This window comes from Actinophytocola sp. (assembly GCF_036378875.1).
Lineage (GTDB): Bacteria > Actinomycetota > Actinomycetes > Mycobacteriales > Pseudonocardiaceae > Actinophytocola.
Window position 1 is genome coordinate 1 of sequence record NZ_DASUVO010000085.1, and the last position, 15,002, is coordinate 15,002.

Annotated in this window: 19 protein-coding genes and 1 pseudogene; 12 read left to right on the forward strand and 8 right to left on the reverse strand. The window is 69.1% G+C overall.

Annotation, left to right across the window (positions count from 1 at the left end; all coding sequences use genetic code 11):
- Positions 1-253: 253 nt before the first annotated feature.
- Positions 254-2,518, reverse strand: a complete 2,265-nt coding sequence (locus tag VF106_RS24430) for a helicase-associated domain-containing protein (protein ID WP_330842148.1) — start codon at positions 2,516-2,518, stop codon at positions 254-256.
- A 62-nt stretch (positions 2,519-2,580) separates the two neighbouring features.
- Here VF106_RS24430 and VF106_RS24435 point away from each other — a divergent pair, with 62 nt between their 5' ends.
- The 5 genes from VF106_RS24435 (at position 2,581) to VF106_RS24455 (ending at position 6,216) form a co-directional block, all read left to right on the forward strand.
- Positions 2,581-2,763 carry a hypothetical protein gene (locus VF106_RS24435; protein WP_330842149.1) on the forward strand — a complete coding sequence of 61 codons (183 nt, stop codon included), beginning with the start codon at positions 2,581-2,583 and terminating at the stop codon, positions 2,761-2,763.
- 9 nt (positions 2,764-2,772) lie between these two features.
- Complete coding sequence (locus VF106_RS24440) at positions 2,773-4,155, forward strand: NAD-dependent malic enzyme (protein WP_330842150.1); 1,383 nt, start codon at positions 2,773-2,775, stop codon at positions 4,153-4,155.
- Between the two features lie 10 nt (positions 4,156-4,165).
- Positions 4,166-4,645, forward strand: a complete 480-nt coding sequence (gene moaC, locus VF106_RS24445) for a cyclic pyranopterin monophosphate synthase MoaC (protein ID WP_330842151.1) — start codon at positions 4,166-4,168, stop codon at positions 4,643-4,645.
- Positions 4,642-5,586: a molybdenum cofactor biosynthesis protein MoaE gene (locus VF106_RS24450; RefSeq protein WP_330842152.1), complete on the forward strand. Its 945-nt coding sequence runs from the start codon at positions 4,642-4,644 to the stop codon at positions 5,584-5,586. The genes moaC and VF106_RS24450 overlap by 4 nt, the downstream gene beginning before the upstream one ends.
- Before the next feature lie 93 nt (positions 5,587-5,679).
- Positions 5,680-6,216: an AMIN-like domain-containing (lipo)protein gene (locus VF106_RS24455; RefSeq protein ID WP_330842153.1), complete on the forward strand. Its 537-nt coding sequence runs from the start codon at positions 5,680-5,682 to the stop codon at positions 6,214-6,216.
- Between the two features lie 41 nt (positions 6,217-6,257).
- Here the strand turns inward: VF106_RS24455 and VF106_RS24460 are convergent, their stop codons facing one another.
- Both VF106_RS24460 and VF106_RS24465 read right to left on the reverse strand, forming a co-directional pair.
- The gene (locus VF106_RS24460; protein WP_330842154.1) at positions 6,258-6,623 is read right to left on the reverse strand and encodes a VOC family protein; all 366 of its coding nucleotides are present in this window, start codon (positions 6,621-6,623) and stop codon (positions 6,258-6,260) included.
- 46 nt (positions 6,624-6,669) lie between these two features.
- Positions 6,670-7,002 carry a helix-turn-helix transcriptional regulator gene (locus VF106_RS24465; RefSeq protein ID WP_330842155.1) on the reverse strand — a complete coding sequence of 111 codons (333 nt, stop codon included), beginning with the start codon at positions 7,000-7,002 and terminating at the stop codon, positions 6,670-6,672.
- Positions 7,003-7,028: 26 nt separating this feature from the next.
- Between VF106_RS24465 and VF106_RS24470 the strand changes: the two genes are divergently transcribed.
- Entirely contained in the window at positions 7,029-7,202 is a 174-nt protein-coding gene (locus tag VF106_RS24470; RefSeq protein WP_330842156.1) for a hypothetical protein, read from the forward strand.
- Positions 7,203-7,231: 29 nt separating this feature from the next.
- Here VF106_RS24470 and VF106_RS50960 read toward each other — a convergent pair.
- The 4 genes and pseudogenes from VF106_RS50960 to VF106_RS24485 all read right to left on the reverse strand — a co-directional run.
- Positions 7,232-7,357, reverse strand: a pseudogene (locus VF106_RS50960) (transcriptional regulator); the annotation flags it as partial.
- A gap of 101 nt (positions 7,358-7,458) precedes the next feature.
- A complete protein-coding gene (locus tag VF106_RS24475; protein WP_330842157.1) occupies positions 7,459-8,100 on the reverse strand; it encodes a transglycosylase family protein in 642 nt (213 codons plus the stop codon).
- Positions 8,101-8,432: 332 nt separating this feature from the next.
- On the reverse strand, positions 8,433-9,437 hold the full coding sequence (locus VF106_RS24480) for a helix-turn-helix transcriptional regulator (RefSeq protein ID WP_330842158.1): 1,005 nt from the start codon (positions 9,435-9,437) through the stop codon (positions 8,433-8,435).
- A gap of 43 nt (positions 9,438-9,480) precedes the next feature.
- Positions 9,481-9,738, reverse strand: coding sequence for a MoaD/ThiS family protein (locus VF106_RS24485; protein ID WP_330842159.1), 258 nt, complete (start codon positions 9,736-9,738; stop codon positions 9,481-9,483).
- A gap of 137 nt (positions 9,739-9,875) precedes the next feature.
- Between VF106_RS24485 and VF106_RS24490 the strand changes: the two genes are divergently transcribed.
- The 3 genes from VF106_RS24490 (at position 9,876) to VF106_RS24500 (ending at position 11,852) form a co-directional block, all read left to right on the forward strand.
- Entirely contained in the window at positions 9,876-10,691 is an 816-nt protein-coding gene (locus VF106_RS24490; protein WP_330842160.1) for an HAD-IIA family hydrolase, read from the forward strand.
- A 66-nt stretch (positions 10,692-10,757) separates the two neighbouring features.
- The gene (locus VF106_RS24495; RefSeq protein WP_330842161.1) at positions 10,758-11,564 is read left to right on the forward strand and encodes a metallophosphoesterase; all 807 of its coding nucleotides are present in this window, start codon (positions 10,758-10,760) and stop codon (positions 11,562-11,564) included.
- 69 nt (positions 11,565-11,633) lie between these two features.
- Positions 11,634-11,852 carry a hypothetical protein gene (locus tag VF106_RS24500; protein ID WP_330842162.1) on the forward strand — a complete coding sequence of 73 codons (219 nt, stop codon included), beginning with the start codon at positions 11,634-11,636 and terminating at the stop codon, positions 11,850-11,852.
- Position 11,853: 1 nt separating this feature from the next.
- Here the strand turns inward: VF106_RS24500 and VF106_RS24505 are convergent, their stop codons facing one another.
- Positions 11,854-12,156, reverse strand: coding sequence for an STAS domain-containing protein (locus VF106_RS24505; RefSeq protein WP_330842163.1), 303 nt, complete (start codon positions 12,154-12,156; stop codon positions 11,854-11,856).
- Positions 12,157-12,215: 59 nt separating this feature from the next.
- Between VF106_RS24505 and VF106_RS24510 the strand changes: the two genes are divergently transcribed.
- The 3 genes from VF106_RS24510 (at position 12,216) to VF106_RS24520 (ending at position 14,964) form a co-directional block, all read left to right on the forward strand.
- A complete protein-coding gene (locus VF106_RS24510; RefSeq protein ID WP_330842164.1) occupies positions 12,216-13,862 on the forward strand; it encodes an AMP-binding protein in 1,647 nt (548 codons plus the stop codon).
- Positions 13,863-13,976: 114 nt separating this feature from the next.
- The gene (locus VF106_RS24515) at positions 13,977-14,816 is read left to right on the forward strand and encodes a helix-turn-helix domain-containing protein (RefSeq protein ID WP_330842165.1); all 840 of its coding nucleotides are present in this window, start codon (positions 13,977-13,979) and stop codon (positions 14,814-14,816) included.
- Positions 14,806-14,964, forward strand: coding sequence for a DUF397 domain-containing protein (locus tag VF106_RS24520; RefSeq protein WP_330842166.1), 159 nt, complete (start codon positions 14,806-14,808; stop codon positions 14,962-14,964). Before VF106_RS24515 ends, VF106_RS24520 begins: the two co-directional genes overlap by 11 nt.
- The last annotated feature ends 38 nt before the right edge of the window (positions 14,965-15,002 follow it).

Consider the following 15,002-nt stretch of genomic DNA (forward strand, 5'->3'; position numbering starts at 1 on the left):
TAGCCCTGCTGCATGAGCTGGAAGTATGCAGCCCGTTCCCGGATCAGCTTCTTCCGTCCCTGCGGCTTACGGTCAGCCCGGACCTCGTAGTCCATCGCACCCCTTGAACTGGGGTGTTGCAACAATCACTAGAACCCAAGCCACCCGCGGGGCGTTCCCACGTCCACCCCCGCGCGAGTCGCGCGTTCGGCCCCCGCGAGTCGCGCGTTCGGCCCCTGCGAGTTACGTTTTCGTGAACGCCGCTCGCGGGGGATCAGCTCTCGACCAGGGACGCTGACGTGATCCGGTGCAGCGGGTACTGACGCACCGCGCCGTGGGTCACGTCGCGGCCCTCGAGGATGCCGCCGCCAACGCGGAACGGGTCAACCACGCGTTGGCTCGCCACGCCCCGCGAGTCCACGAAGTCGATCCACACGTGGTTGTTCTGCTCGATCGCCTCCCGCAGCAGGGCGAGCGTCGCCGCGGTGTCCGTCGCGCCCGTGCCCGCCGCCAGCGACACCGTTCGCCCGCGTCGGGTGCCCGCCGCCGTGTCGCCCGCGCGTAGCTGTTCCACGATGGCCTGCGCACGTTCCGGTGCCAGCGCCGACGACCCGACCGCACGACGGCGAGCCGGTGCCGGCAGCCGAAGTCCCACCGGCCGCAGGTCCAGCACCTGCCCGTTCGCGTCCTCGGCGGCCGGCGCGAAGCCCGCGCCCCGCAGCTCCTCCAACACGTCCGCCAGCGGCACCGGGCTGACCAGCACGGTTGGCGCGATCTTGCGCAGCTCCAGCCGGGCCGCGGCCGGATGCGCCGCGACCTCGGTGAGCAGCACCGGGTCGTCGCAGCGCAGGAACGCCGCCGCCGCGCCGCCCCGCAGCCGGCCGTGCCGCCGCGCCACGTCGTCGATCAGGTACGTCAGGCCCTGCGGCACCGGCGTCCTCGACCGGGTGCGGAACAGGTCGTGCAGCTCCTCCGCGGTCCGGCCGGCGTCCAGCGCCCGCCGCACCGACGCCTCCGTCACCCGGTACACGGTCGCGCTGCCCGCTGACTCGACGTCCGCGACCTGCGCCATGTCGGCCGCCAGCACCGACTCCAGCGGCCCGGGCGCCACCACCGTCAGGTCGGCCTGCACCAGCACGTGGTCGAGCGGCTCCGGCATCGACTCGGCCATCCGCTTGGCCGCCGCGGCCGGACCGTCGTCCAGCGCCGCGCGGCCCGCGCTCGTCAGGGCGCCCAGCGCGACCAGACCCAGCGCGGTGGCCTCGGCCAGCGTCCACCGGACGATCTCGTCGCGCAGCCGCCCGCCCCGCCGCGGCGCCCGCCATGCCAGCACGGCCGCGAGATCGTCCGGAGACGCCACACCCGCGCCCGACCGCAGCTCGGCCAGCGTCGACAGGATCCGCCGCCGCTCCGTCGGCGCTGGGGGCCTGCGTAGATCGTCCGACAGCGGGGCCAGCACCTTGTCCTTCGCGTCCCGGGCACCCGCGAGGCCCGGTAGCCGCGGCAGGTCCAGCCACGCCGCGGCCAGCGTCGCCCACTGGTTGGCCGGCGTCGCCACCAGCCACGGGTCGACGAGCGTGGTCGGCAGCCACTCCGGGGCCGTCGCGGTCGCGCTGTCGCCGACCATCCCGGCCCCGTACAGCACCTCGGCGATCAGTCCCGCGCCCCGCTCGTCGGTGTCCAGCTCGCGGGCGATCTTGCGGAGGTCCCGCACGCCCAGCCCGCCCGACTTGAGCACCGGCACCGGCTCGGCCGACCACAGCTTCACCAGCGTCTCCGCGCGGCGCAGGAACTCCAGTGCCTCACCGGCACCGGTCCCGTCCACGACCGCCACCTTGTGCTGCTTCACCGACAGCGCCGGCTCGTCCAGTTTGACCGTGCCCAGTGGACTGTCGCCACGGATGGCGAGCGCCACCTGCCGTGGCAGCTCGACGGTCTCGGCGTCACGGCGGAGCAGCAGACCCATGGCGAGCAGCCGTTGCACCGGCGTGCGGGCCTCGGACAGCGGCACCAGGACGCCCGCGTCCTTGGTCCGGCCGAGCGGGGAGCCGTGCGCGAGGGTGGTCAGCATGCGCCGCTCGGCCTCCGTCAGGCCCGCGAGCAGCGCCGGTAGGTCGACGCCGTCCAACCCGGACGACGACCGGCCAAGCCCGGCGGGGAACAGCCCGCCGGCCTCCCTGGCGGCCGGCACGACCGAGATCTCCTCGGCGCCCCAGGCCAGCGCGAGCCGGACGAGGGTGTCGAGCGCGTCACGGACTCGAGCCTCGCTGGAGTCCGGCCCGACGATCTCTATCACTCGCGACGCCGGTACCGGCGCCTTGTCGGCGTCCGCGAGGAGCAACGCGTCCAGCACCGCGAGCGTGAACGTGTCGAGTCCTTCCGCCGCCCTCGTCACCGAAGCCCTGGTCGCGGCACGTGCCGCGAGCACGGTGCTGTCCGGCGGCGGTGGCGTCGCGAGGTCGGGCCGGGCAACGAGAAGGGCGGCCAGCGTGTGGTCGTCCTGGGCACGCAGCCAGTCGATGAGGGTGGGACCAGGCACCCGTACCACGGTATACGCGCATCCGGCGGTAATCTCTGGACACCCGAGTTGAAGGAGGTCCCGTGGCCAAGAAGGGTGACAACGGGCGCATCGATCCGCACTGGCCGGCGGACGACGACCACGGCAACCACCCGGTCAGCGAGCTCGCCGCGGACCGGCAGGGTGCCCTGTCCCCGTACGGCGACCTGGTCTTCCCACTCGAGTCGGTGCCTTACGAGCATCCGACCACCGAGATCAACAAGTAGGTCGCCCCGATGCCGGTTCCTGGTCCTGGCTACTCCATCACCGTTCGTGTCGAGGCGCCGCCGTCGGCGAGCGCCGCCGGCGACCTGGCCGGCGCGGCCGGCCGCGCCGGCGCGGTGATCACCGCGTTCGACGTCGTCGAGTCGCACACCGACCGCATCGTCGTCGACCTCACGGCGAACACCCTTTCGGCCTCGCACGCCAAGGACATCACCGCGGCGCTCGAGGAACTGCCGGGTGTGCACGTCCGCAAGGTGTCGGACCGGACGTTCCTCATCCACCTCGGCGGCAAGATCGAGGTCACGCCGAAGGTCCAGCTGCGCAACCGTGACGACCTCTCCCGCGCCTACACCCCCGGGGTGGCGCGGATCTGCCAGGCCATCGCGGAGAACCCGGACGACGCCCGGCGCCTGACGATCAAGCGCAACACGGTCGCGGTCGTCACCGACGGCTCGGCCGTCCTGGGGCTGGGCAACATCGGCCCGGCGGCTGCACTGCCGGTGATGGAGGGCAAGGCGGCGCTGTTCAAGAAGTTCGCCGATGTGGACGCGTGGCCGATCTGCCTGGACACGCAGGACACCGAGGAGATCATCCGCACGGTGCAGCTGATCGCGCCCGTGTACGGCGGCATCAACCTGGAGGACATCGCCGCCCCGCGCTGCTTCGAGATCGAGGCGAGGCTGCGTGAGCTGCTCGACATCCCGGTGTTCCACGACGATCAGCACGGCACGGCGATCGTGGTGGTCGCCGCGCTGCGCAACGCCCTGCGGGTGGTCGGCAAGGACCTGCCGGACTGCAAGATCGTGGTCTGCGGCGCAGGCGCGGCCGGCTCGGCGATCATCCGGCTGTTGCTGCAGAAGGGCCCGGGCGACGTGCTCGCGGTCGACGTCAACGGCATCGTGCACCCGGACCGCGGCGACCTCGACTCGAACCTGACGTGGCTGGCGCAGAACACCAACCGCGACATGGTCAGCGGCAAGGTGACCGACGCGCTGGTGGGCGCGGACGTCTTCATCGGTGTGTCCGCGCCGAACCTGTTCGGCGCGGAGGCCGTGGCCACCATGGCCGAGAACCCGATCGTGTTCGCGCTGGCCAACCCGGACCCGGAGATCGACCCGCTGGAGGCGCAGAAGCACGCCGCCGTGGTCGCCACGGGCCGCAGCGACTACCCGAACCAGATCAACAACGTGCTCGCCTTCCCCGGCGTGTTCCGCGGCCTGCTGGACGCCCAGGCCCGAGGCATCACCGACAGCATGCTGCTCGCCGCGGCGGACGCCATCGCCGACGTCGTCGACGGCGACCGGCTGAACGCCTCGTTCATCGTGCCGAGCGTGTTCGACTCAGCCGTGGCACCAGCGGTGGCCGAGGCAGTGGCCCGCGCGGCACAGCCGTAGCATCGCAATCGTGAGCGACTTGACGCATGTGGACGCCGAGGGGGCGGCCCGCATGGTGGACGTCACCGAGAAGGCGGTGACGTCCCGGGTCGCGATCGCCTCTGGCGTGGTGCACACGACACCCGACGTGGTGGCGCTGCTCAGGTCCAACGGCCTGAAGAAGGGCGACGCGCTGGCGGTGGCGAGGATCGCCGGGATCATGGGCGCCAAGCGCACCCCGGACCTGGTCCCGCTGTGCCACCCCATCGCCATCACCGGGGTGACGGTGGACTTCTCCCTGGACGAGTCGTCGGTCACGATCACGGCGACGGTCCGTACGAGTGGCCAGACGGGCGTCGAGATGGAGGCCCTGACGGCCGTCACGGTCGCCGGCCTCACCGTGCACGACATGATCAAGGCGGTCGACCCGGCCGCCGTGCTGTCCGAGGTCCGGCTGGACCGCAAGGAGGGCGGCAAGGCGGGGGTCTGGACCCGACCGGAGGGCAGATGAGCACCGCGAGCGGAGCGACGGGAGCGAGCGCGTTGAATACCGCACGTGTCATCGCGGCGTCGAACCGGGCAGCCGCCGGCGTGTACGAGGACAAGACGGGCCCGCTGATCGTGTCGTGGCTGCGTACCCGCGGCTTCTCCGTCGACGACCCGGTTGTCGTGCCGGACGGCGAACCGGTGATGGCGGCGCTCCGCGCCGCCATCGGTGTCGACGTGGTGATCACCACCGGCGGCACGGGCATCAACCCGACGGACCGCACCCCCGAGATGACGCGTCGGTTGCTGGACTACGAGATCCCGGGCCTGGCCGACGCGATCCGCGCCGCGGGTCTGCCGGCGGTCCCGACGGCGGTGCTGTCCCGAGGGGTGGCCGGGGTGGTGGGCCGCACGCTGGTGGTGAACCTGCCCGGCTCGTCCGGCGGGGTTCGCGACGGCTTGGGTGTGCTGGAGGGCGTGCTGTCCCACGCGCTCGACCAGCTACGAGGCGGCGACCACGTGGCCGCTCCCGTCGCCGCGCCGGCGTCGGTCCTCCGAGCCGAGGTGACCGAGGCGCCGTTGTCGGTGGACGACCACGCGGCGTTGGTCGAGGACCGTGCGGCGGGCGCGGTGGTGACGTTCTCCGGTGTGGTTCGGGACCACGACGGCGGCAAGGGTGTGACGTCCCTGGAGTACGAGGGCCACCCGAGCGCCAAGTCGGTGATCGAGGAGGTGGCGGCCGATGTCGCGGCCCGCTACCGAGGCGTCCGCGCACTGGCGGTGAGCCATCGAATCGGCCCCCTCGCGATTGGCGACGTCGCCCTGGCCTGCGCCGTGGCGGCCGAACACCGGCGTGAGGCGTTCGCCGCCTGTTCCGATCTGGTGGACGATGTGAAGGCCCGTCTCCCGATCTGGAAACACCAGACCTTCACCGACGGCACCGACGAGTGGGTCAACTGCCCATAAGGGTGGTCCTTCGTCCGGGTGACAACCCAGACGAACCTCGCACGTCTCTCCCCGCAAGCCGTGTTTCACGGTGTTCATATTGGGGAGTCGAAGATGAGGATACGAAGAACCGGAATATTACTGGCCGTTCTGGCCGCCATCGTGGGAGTGGTGGTGCTGCCGGCGAGCGGGGCGTCGGCGGACCCGTACTGCGGAATCACTTGGGGATCGGGAGCCAAGTCCGCGTCGCCGACCACGGCGAGTGAGTTGGTCGATGTTCGTGCCGGCCGGCACGACTGCTACGACCGGCTCGTGTTCGACGTCAACGGGGCTGTGGACGGCTACTGGGTGTCCTATGTGGCCACCGTGTACGAGGATGGCTCCGGGAGGCCGGTGCCGCTGCGGGGTGGCGCGCGGCTGTCGGTCACGGTGCAGGCGCCGTCCTATGACGAGAACGGGCAGCTGACCTACAACCCGGCCAACCGGGCTGAGCTGGTGAACGTCACCGGGTACCAGACGTTCCGGCAGGTCGCCTGGGCCGGCTCGTTCGAAGGGGCCACCACGGTCGGCCTCGGGGTGCGGGCACGACTTCCGTTCCGGGTGTTGACGCTGCCCGGCCGGGTCGTGGTCGACGTTGCTCACTTCTGGTGACGTGACAACTTGGGGCGGGCTGACGCCCGCCCCAACCGATGTCAGACCGCCGGCGGAGTGAACACGCCGAACTGGTTGCCCGCCGGGTCCTTCAGGTCGGCGAAGACCAGGCCGTTCGGCGTCTTCGTGGGTGGGGTCACGACCGTTCCGCCGAGCCGTTCCGCGTGCTCGACCGTCGCCGCCACGTCCGAGACGATCGCCAGGAAGATCGCTCGGTTGGGTGACGCGCCGCGGGTGTCGCGGATCCCGCCGTGCGGGCCGTCCGCGCCAACGCGGCTGATCAGGCGGTACGTGTCGTCGTCCGGGTCCTGCGCGAAGGCCCAGTCGAACAGCTCGCCGTAGAAGCGCTCGGCGTCCTTGGGGTCGTCGGTGTCGACCTGGATCCAGGCAATCGTTCCGTGTGTCATGCCGTCGAGCTTCCGACCCGATGGCGACAACCCCCTGTCGGTGTTTTCACGTGAGCACCGTCACATGTCCTGGCAGGTCGATCCTGCCGTGGTCTCGATCCGGCGCCGGCTCGCCGGTGTCGCGACCGGTGATGATGCGGTCGAGCCGAAAGGCCCGCATCCCGTCGCGCAGCCGGCACCAGCCGAGCAGGTACCAGCCCTCCGGGCCGGCCAGGAACATCACGGGCTCGACCTCGCGTTCCGTCGGCACGCCGTGCTTGTCGACGTAGTCCAGCCGCAGGACGTGCCGGGCGGACAGCGCGTTCTCGATGATCAGCGGGGATGGCCTGCTCCGGCGTGAGCGCGGACGCCAGGAAGCCGACCCGGCCGCCCAGCTCACGGGCCGCCGACGCCTCCTGGGAAGGCATGGCCGTCATGATCTTCCGCAGCGCGCTGTCCGCGGCCCGCGCGAACGGCGACCCGGCCGCACGTCGCAGCGCGACCGACACGGCCACCGCCTCGGCCGGGGTGAAGTTGAGCGGCGGCAGCGTCATCGTCGGGTCGATGGCGTACCCGCCCCGGCGGCCGGTGTCCGCGTAGATCGGCACTCCGACCTGCTGTAACGCGCCGATGTCGCGTTCGATGGTGCGCACGCTGACCTCGTAGCGCGCCGCCAGCTGCCGGGCACTGCGCCGGCCCGGCGCGGCCGCCCGCAGGTCCTCGACGATCCCGTACAGCCGGTCCGTTCGGTTCATGTCCGGACCGTAACCCGGACCACCGACAGTCCCGCCCAAGACAGAAGGGCTCCACCGCCGGGGGATTGCGGTGGAGCCCTTCTCGCGGTGAACTAGTTAGTTCACTTGGTGGCGAGCTTCTGACCAGGAACGATCAGGTTGGGGTCGCCGATGAACTGCTTGTTCTTCTCGTAGAGCGCCTGCCAGCCGCCCGGGACGTTCAGCGCGGTGGCGATCTTCGACAGCGAGTCGCCCGCGGCGACCGTGTAGTCGCCGGCCGGGTTGGAGGCCACAAGAACCGGGGCGGCCGGAGCCGTCTTCACCGGGGCCTTCTTGCCGCTGCTGGTCGACTTCGGCGTCTTCGCCGGGGCCTTGGCCGGAGCGGGCGCGCTGCTGCCGCCACCGCTCGCGCCGGCACGCTTACCGCATACCGGCCATGCACCGATGCCCTGAGATTGCAGCACGTTGTTCGCGACCCGGATCTGCTCCGCCCGGGAAGCGTTCGCTGGGTTGCCTGAACCGCCGTTGGCCTGCCAGGTACTCAGGCTGAACTGCAGACCACCGTAGTAGCCGTTCCCGGTGTTGATGCTCCAGTTGCCGCCGCTCTCGCACTCGGCGATCGCGTCCCAGTTGACGGGGTCGGCCGAAGCGAAGGCGGGAGACAGGGCCACTGGCGCACCGACCGCGACGCCCGCGACGACGACGCGAGCAATGGTGCGACGAACGGCATTGGACGGCTTGCGGTGATTGCCTCGATACGCCATTTCATTCTCAGCCTCAGCGCCTGGTAAAGCCTGTGTAAGGCCGTTCCGATCCGAAGGTTTGCTTTCCGTCGGGGGTCAACTTCCCGAGTGCTCGCCGGATCGGCTTAGGGCGCTTCGAGCACTCGGGTCCAGCTCGGTTGGTCGGGGCCAACCAGGAAGCGACGGTACGTACTAAAAAACGACCGTGCCAAATTCAAACATGTGTGACCGTCGTCACAGTAACGCTGGCGAAGGTACTGCGATAGGGGCTATATCCGCAGGTCAGAACGATACATTTGCCTGTTATAGCCCCGTGATAGATGCAGAATAAATCACACCCACTGAGTGGTGTATCACGTTGCATCTGGGGCAGTGCACACGTGTGCGGCAGCACGCTGAAATCGCTCGGCTACATCATGCAAAGCTCTCGCCAATTCGACAGACGACTCAACCACGAAATCGATCTCCAAGAACGAGAGCAGGAACGCCAGGGACTGAGGGGTGTCGGCGCCGATGGTCAGCCGGCAGTTGCCCTCGTCGATCCTCTCGACCGTGCCGTATGTCGCCAGTTCTCGCACCTTTTCGTGCTCGGCGGGCAGCGGCAGCCTGACAGTTGCCTGGAAGGGCCACATCCTGGCGATCTTGGCGGCCACGAACGCGGCCGCGTCCCCGCCCGGGATGTCCCGTGGCCGGAACCGGGCGCCGAGTGGCACCTTCGGCCGCATCCGGTCCACGCGGAACGTCCGCCAGTCGTCCCGCCTGACGTCCCAGGCCACCAGGTACCAGCGCTTTCCCCAGCACACGAGCTGGTGCGGCTCGACCTCGCGCGGCCGTTCCTCGGCACCGTAGGCCGCGGTGTTTCGGAGCGCAGCTTGCGGAGCGACCGTGTAGTCGAACCGCAGCCGCTGGCGGTCCCGGCACGCGGCGGCCACCGCCGTGAGTACCTCCAGTGACACGTCGTTACCCGGCGTGTCGATGGTCGCTACCCGCATACCGTTCACCCGGTAGCGGAGTCTCGAAGGGAGTACCTGCTCAAGCTTGACGAGTGCCCGCAGGGCCGTCTCTCCGACGCCGGCCACGCCGCTGGAGGCCGCTGTCCGCAAGCCCAGCGCCACAGCCACGGCCTCGTCGTCGTCCAGCAGCAACGGGGGCAGCTCGGCACCGGGTCCCAGCTGGTAGCCGCCCGCCGTGCCGGAGGTGGCGTGCACGGGATAGTCGAGCGCCCGCAGCTTGTCGACGTCGCGCCGGATGGTGCGGGTGGTCACCCCGAGCCGCTCGGCGAGGTCGGCACCGGACCACTCGCGGCGGGTCTGCAGGAGCGTGAGCAGCCGCAGCAGCCGCGCGGAGGTCTCCTTCACACCCTGAGTCTGGCAGTGCTCGCGGACAGCTTCTGTCCGCCGCTCAGCCGCCCGCGAACGGCGGCAGGACATCCACGCCGGAACCGTCCGGCATCGCCGTCGCCAGGTCCCGCACGGCGACGCCGTCCAGGAGGAAGCTGCACGCCGTCAGCACGCGGGTGAGTTTCTCGCCGTGCTTGCCGCCGAGCTCGCTGACCAGGTCACCGACGGTGGCGCCGACGGGCATGGCCACGGTCTCCTCGGAGAGGCCGACCGCGCCGCGAGCGCCGGCGAAGTAACGGACCCGGATCGTGGTGGTCACGTGTCACAGGTTAGTCGCGGCCCCCGGCGTTCCCGAAAACGAAACTCGCAGGGGCCGAACGCGCGACTCGCGGGGGCCGAACGCGCGACTCGCGCGTTCGTTGTGGACGTTCACAGGGCAGCTGCGACCATGGAGTCATGGCCGAACCGCGCAAGTGGACCTACCTGATGGACATGGACGGGGTGCTCGTACACGAGGAGCACCTCATCCCGGGAGCGGACAAGCTGATCGAGGAGCTGCGCACCAGGGATATCAAGTTCCTCGTGTTGACCAACAATTCCATCTACACCCCCCGTGACCTGCGGGCACGCCTGCACCGGACCGGCCTCGACGTGCCGGAGGCGAGCATCTGGACCTCGGCGCTCGCGACCGCCAAGTTCCTCAACACGCAGCGGCCGGAGGGCTCCGCGTTCGTCATCGGCGAGGCCGGGCTCACCACTGCGCTGCACGAGATCGGGTACGTGCTGACCGATCGCGACCCCGACTACGTGGTGCTCGGCGAGACCCGCACGTACAGCTTCACCGCGATCACCACCGCGATCCGGTTGGTCGAGCAGGGCGCCCGGTTCATCGCGACCAACCCGGACTCGACCGGACCGTCCCGTGAGGGCTCACTGCCGGCGACGGGCTCGGTGGCGGCGCTGATCGAGAAGGCGACCGGCCACGCGCCGTACTTCGTCGGCAAGCCGAACCCGCTGATGATGCGGTCCGCGCTGAACACGCTCGGCGCGCATTCGGAGTCGACGCTGATGATCGGCGACCGAATGGACACCGACGTCCGGTCCGGACTGGAAGCCGGTTTGCACACGATTCTGGTGCTCACGGGTATTTCCACCCCCGCGACGGCGGAACGTTTTCCCTACCGCCCCAACAGGGTGATCGAGTCGGTCGCCGACCTGGTCGGGAGTGCGGACGACCCCTTCCCGAGCGCCGCCCGCGAAGCGAGCGATTAGCGCCCGAGTGGATAGTTCCTGCCGCCGAGGGGACCGGTCCGTTCTTACCTGTCCTATTGTCGGGATGTGGACGAAGAAGGACCGTCGACGTTTGTGGTGGGCGACGTGCACGGGCATCTCGACGAGCTGCTCGCCGCGCTCGCCGATGCCGAGCTGGTCGACGAGGAGGCGAACTGGTCCGGGGGTGACACCCACCTGTGGTTCCTCGGCGACTTCGTGGACCGCGGCCCGGACGGCATCGGCGTGATCGATCTCGTCATGCGTCTGTCGGAGGAAGCGGAGAAGGCCGGCGGCCAGGTGGAGGCGCTGCTCGGCAACCACGAGATCCTGCTGCTGGGCATGCACCGCTTCGGCGACACCGAGGTGCCGTCGGACTTCGGCCCGCGCAGCTTCGCCCGCAGCTGGGAGATGAACGGCGGCCAACCGACCGACCAGGAGTCGGTCACCGACGAGCACATCAAGTGGCTCACCACCCGCCCGGCGGTCGAGCTGGTCGGGGAGCACCTGCTGATGCACTCGGACACGCTGGAGTACCTGGTGTGGGGCTCGGAGATCACCGAGATCAACGAGAACATCCAGGACGTGCTCGAGTCCGACGACATCGTCGAGTGGTGGGAGGTCTGGCGCCGGCTCACCACCCGCCACGCCTTCCGCGGCCCACACGGCGCCGACACCGCGCAGCAGCTGTTGGACGTGCTCGGCGGCGACCAGGTGGTGCACGGCCACTCGGTGATCGCCGACCAGCTCGGCATCGCCCCCGCCATGGTCGACACCCCGTACGAGTACGCGAGCGGGAAGGCCCTCGGCGTCGACGGCGGTGTCTTCGTCGGCGGCCCGTGCCTGGTGGTCAAGCTGCCTTGGGAGCAGTCATAGCGTCACCGGAACCGGACCGTTCGGCTACCTCTGGTCGCGCCGACGATGCGACAGCCGTTAGATGTACCGGTGACGACTGACGTGCCACCGGCACGAACCGTGTGCCACGGGTGCCGGCAGACGACCCAGTTCCGGACGGACGGCGGCGACGTGCGGCCGATGATCATCCCGGGGTCGGGCATGGTGATCAGGGAGAAGGCGCCGGGAGCTCTCGTCGAGGAGATGTGCCCGGTGTGCGGCGAGAGCGAGGATCCCGGCTGGTCGGCGCGGTTCGCTCCGCCGCTGTAGGTCAGGCGATGTAGAGGACCTCGTCGAGCCCGGTGATGCTGAGGGTGCGTTCGACGTGGCCGGGGAGCGCGGCCAACAGCACCCGCACCCCACGCGCGAGCGCCAACCGGTGCGCGCCGATCAGCACGGACAGGCCGCTGGAGTCCAGCAGCGAGACCTCGCCGAGATCCAGTCTCAGCTCGTCGCCCGTGCCGGCGGCGTTGATCAGCTCCATCAGCTCGACGCGCAGTGACGGCGAGGTCTGTAGGTCGACCGCGCCGCTGAGCTCCACGTGAGAGCCGTTCACGGTGATCGCGAGGCTCATGGACCTATCGTCGCCGATGAACGGTCTCCCGTGTTGACGAACGAGACTACGGTGGATCCATGAGCAGGCCGAGCTACGTGTCCGGGGCTTCCCAGAAGCCTCTGCTGGGCGACACGATCGGAGACAACTTCGACCGCGCCGTCGCCGCTCACGGCGACCGCGAGGCGCTTGTCGAGTTCGCCACGGGCCGCCGGTGGACCTACCGCCAGCTGGCCGACGAGGTCAACGCCGTGGCCCACGGCCTGATCGACCTCGGCGTGGAGAAGGGTGACCGGGTCGGCATCTGGTCCCCGAACTGCGCGGAGTGGACCTTCACGCAGTACGCGACGGCCAAGATCGGTGCGATCCTGGTCAACATCAACCCGGCGTACCGGGTGCACGAGCTGAAGTACGTGCTGAACCAGGCCGGCATCCGGACCCTGGTCGCGGCCCCGAGCTTCAAGACGTCCGACTACGCGGCCATGATCGACGAGGTCCGGCCGGAATGCCCTGCGCTCCAGGACGTGCTGCTGATCGGCCGCGAGGAGTGGACGTCGATGGTGGCCATCGGCCGGGGCGGCTCCGCGGCGCTGTTGGGGGAGCTGCAGGCGGGCCTGTCGGCCGACGACCCGATCAACATCCAGTACACGTCCGGCACCACGGGCTTTCCGAAGGGCGCCACGCTTTCCCATCACAACATCCTGAACAACGGCTATTTCGTTGGCGAGATGTGCGCCTATACCGAGGCGGACCGCATCTGCATCCCCGTGCCCTTCTACCACTGCTTCGGCATGGTGATGGGGAACCTGGCCGCCACCTCCCACGGTGCCTGCATGGTGATTCCCGCGCCTGCTTTCGACCCGGCGCGGACACTGGCCGCGGTCGCGGCCGAGAAATGCACGTCCCTGTACGGCGTGCCGACGATGTTCATCGCCGAACTGTCGGATCCCAGCTTCGACACCCACGACCTGTCCTCGCTGCGCACCGGGATCATGGCCGGCTCTCCGTGTCCGGTCGAGGTGATGAAACAGGTCATCGAACGCATGGGCATGACCGACGTGACGATCTGCTACGGCATGACCGAGACGTCCCCGGTGTCCACCCAAACCGGCGCGGACGACTCTCTCGACCGCCGGGTCTCGACGGTGGGCCAGGTACACCCACACCTGGAGGTCAAGGTCGTCGACCCGGAAACGGGTCTGACAGTTCCCCGAGGCACACCAGGCGAGTTCTGCACGCGCGGCTACTCCGTGATGCTGGGTTACTGGGAACAACCGGACAAGACGGCCGAGGCGATCGACAAGGCACGCTGGATGCACACGGGCGACCTGGCGGTCATGGACGACGAGGGTTATCTGAACATCACCGGCCGCATCAAGGACATGGTGATCAGGGGCGGCGAGAACATCTACCCGCGCGAGATCGAGGAGTTCCTCTACACCCACCCGGACATCCTCGACGCACAGGTGATCGGCGTCCCGGACGATCGCTACGGCGAAGAGCTGATGGTGTGGATCCGCATGAAGGAAAACACGACCCCGCTGACCGTGGAGTCCGTGCGGAGTTTCTGCGAGGGAAAGCTCGCCCATTACAAGATTCCCCGGTACGTCCACGTCGTGGACGAGTTCCCCATGACGATCACGGGCAAGATCCGCAAGGTGGAAATGCGCGCGGTTTCGGTGGACCTGCTGGGCCTGCAGAAAGCGGCCGCGACAAAACACGCGTGACGTTCGGCCTTGATCACTTTCCGCTCTTTCTCTCGGTTCGCGGTGTTGCTGGCCGAACGGTAACGTCCGGCCGGACCACGGACTGTGGTTTTCAGCCGCGGAAAGAGAAGTCGAATGGGCGTGCGCAAGGCGCCACGGGCGCGTGACCGGATACTCGGGGCCAGGTTGCGGGCAATTAGACGCGAACAGACAAATTTGTCCCTTGAGCAGGCGGCCGCGCTGGCGCTGTGGTCGCCGAGCACAATGTCTCGCATTGAGACCGGAAAACGTCACATTTCTTCCGAAGACGTCGCAACGCTGTCGACCATCTACAAACTTCCGCTGGCCCAGCGAGCGGAGTTGATCGAGGCCGCGCGGGCGGGTGACTCCTCGGGTTGGTGGGATCTGGCGTTGCCGGGCGTGCCAACGGACATGGGCGCGCTCGCCAGCTACGAGGCGGACGCCTTCCGGCTGACCGACTGGTCGGTGAACCTGGTGCCCGGCCTGCTCCAGACCTATCGCTACGCGGTGGGCCTCATGCGTTCCGGCGGCGTCGACGCTCACGACATCGAGGCGCGCTGGATTGCCCGGCTGCGCAGACAGCAGATCCTCGGCGCGCTCGACTACACCGCCTTCATCGGCGAGGCGGCAGTCCGCACCCCCTTCGGCGGCTGGGAGGCCCTGCGTGAGCAGCTGCGGCACCTCATCCACGCCCGAGACCGAGGCATCCTCGTCCGGGTTGTGCCCGAGCACGTGCCCCACCTGCTGGTTGCCCATTCGTGGCTGCTGATGGAGTTCCCGAACACCACTCCTGTGGTCAATGTCGAAGCTCGGAATGGCAGCGTCTTCCTGCTCGACGAGGTCGCCGAGAGCTACGTCGAACTCGCCCGCCAGCTAGACAGGATTGCTCTTTCCGCACCCGCAAGTCTGGCTATGCTGGGGAAAGTCTTCGAGGAGGTGACGCATGTGGCGTAGGTCCTCGCGATCAGGCGACACCGGCAACTGTGTCGAGCTTCGGCACGATCTCGCCGCTGTGCGGGACAGCAAGCGGCCTCAGGTCGTCCTCCCTGTTCCGGCGGGGGCGACCAGAAAACTGCTCACTTTTCTGCGGGAGCGTCCCTAGACTCACCACGTGAGTTTGATCAACGTCGTCGATGTCGA

Coding starts and splice junctions, on each gene's coding strand:
- VF106_RS24440 (WP_330842150.1), top strand. CDS start 2,773: ATGCCGGTTCCTGGTCCTGGCTACTCCATCACCGTTCGTGTCGAGGCG.
- VF106_RS24450 (WP_330842152.1), top strand. CDS start 4,642: ATGAGCACCGCGAGCGGAGCGACGGGAGCGAGCGCGTTGAATACCGCA.
- VF106_RS24455 (WP_330842153.1), top strand. CDS start 5,680: ATGAGGATACGAAGAACCGGAATATTACTGGCCGTTCTGGCCGCCATC.
- VF106_RS24460 (WP_330842154.1), bottom strand. CDS start 6,623: ATGACACACGGAACGATTGCCTGGATCCAGGTCGACACCGACGACCCC.
- VF106_RS24470 (WP_330842156.1), top strand. CDS start 7,029: ATGGCCGTCATGATCTTCCGCAGCGCGCTGTCCGCGGCCCGCGCGAAC.
- VF106_RS24475 (WP_330842157.1), bottom strand. CDS start 8,100: ATGGCGTATCGAGGCAATCACCGCAAGCCGTCCAATGCCGTTCGTCGC.
- VF106_RS24490 (WP_330842160.1), top strand. CDS start 9,876: ATGGCCGAACCGCGCAAGTGGACCTACCTGATGGACATGGACGGGGTG.
- VF106_RS24505 (WP_330842163.1), bottom strand. CDS start 12,156: ATGAGCCTCGCGATCACCGTGAACGGCTCTCACGTGGAGCTCAGCGGC.
- VF106_RS24510 (WP_330842164.1), top strand. CDS start 12,216: ATGAGCAGGCCGAGCTACGTGTCCGGGGCTTCCCAGAAGCCTCTGCTG.
- VF106_RS24515 (WP_330842165.1), top strand. CDS start 13,977: ATGGGCGTGCGCAAGGCGCCACGGGCGCGTGACCGGATACTCGGGGCC.
- VF106_RS24520 (WP_330842166.1), top strand. CDS start 14,806: ATGTGGCGTAGGTCCTCGCGATCAGGCGACACCGGCAACTGTGTCGAG.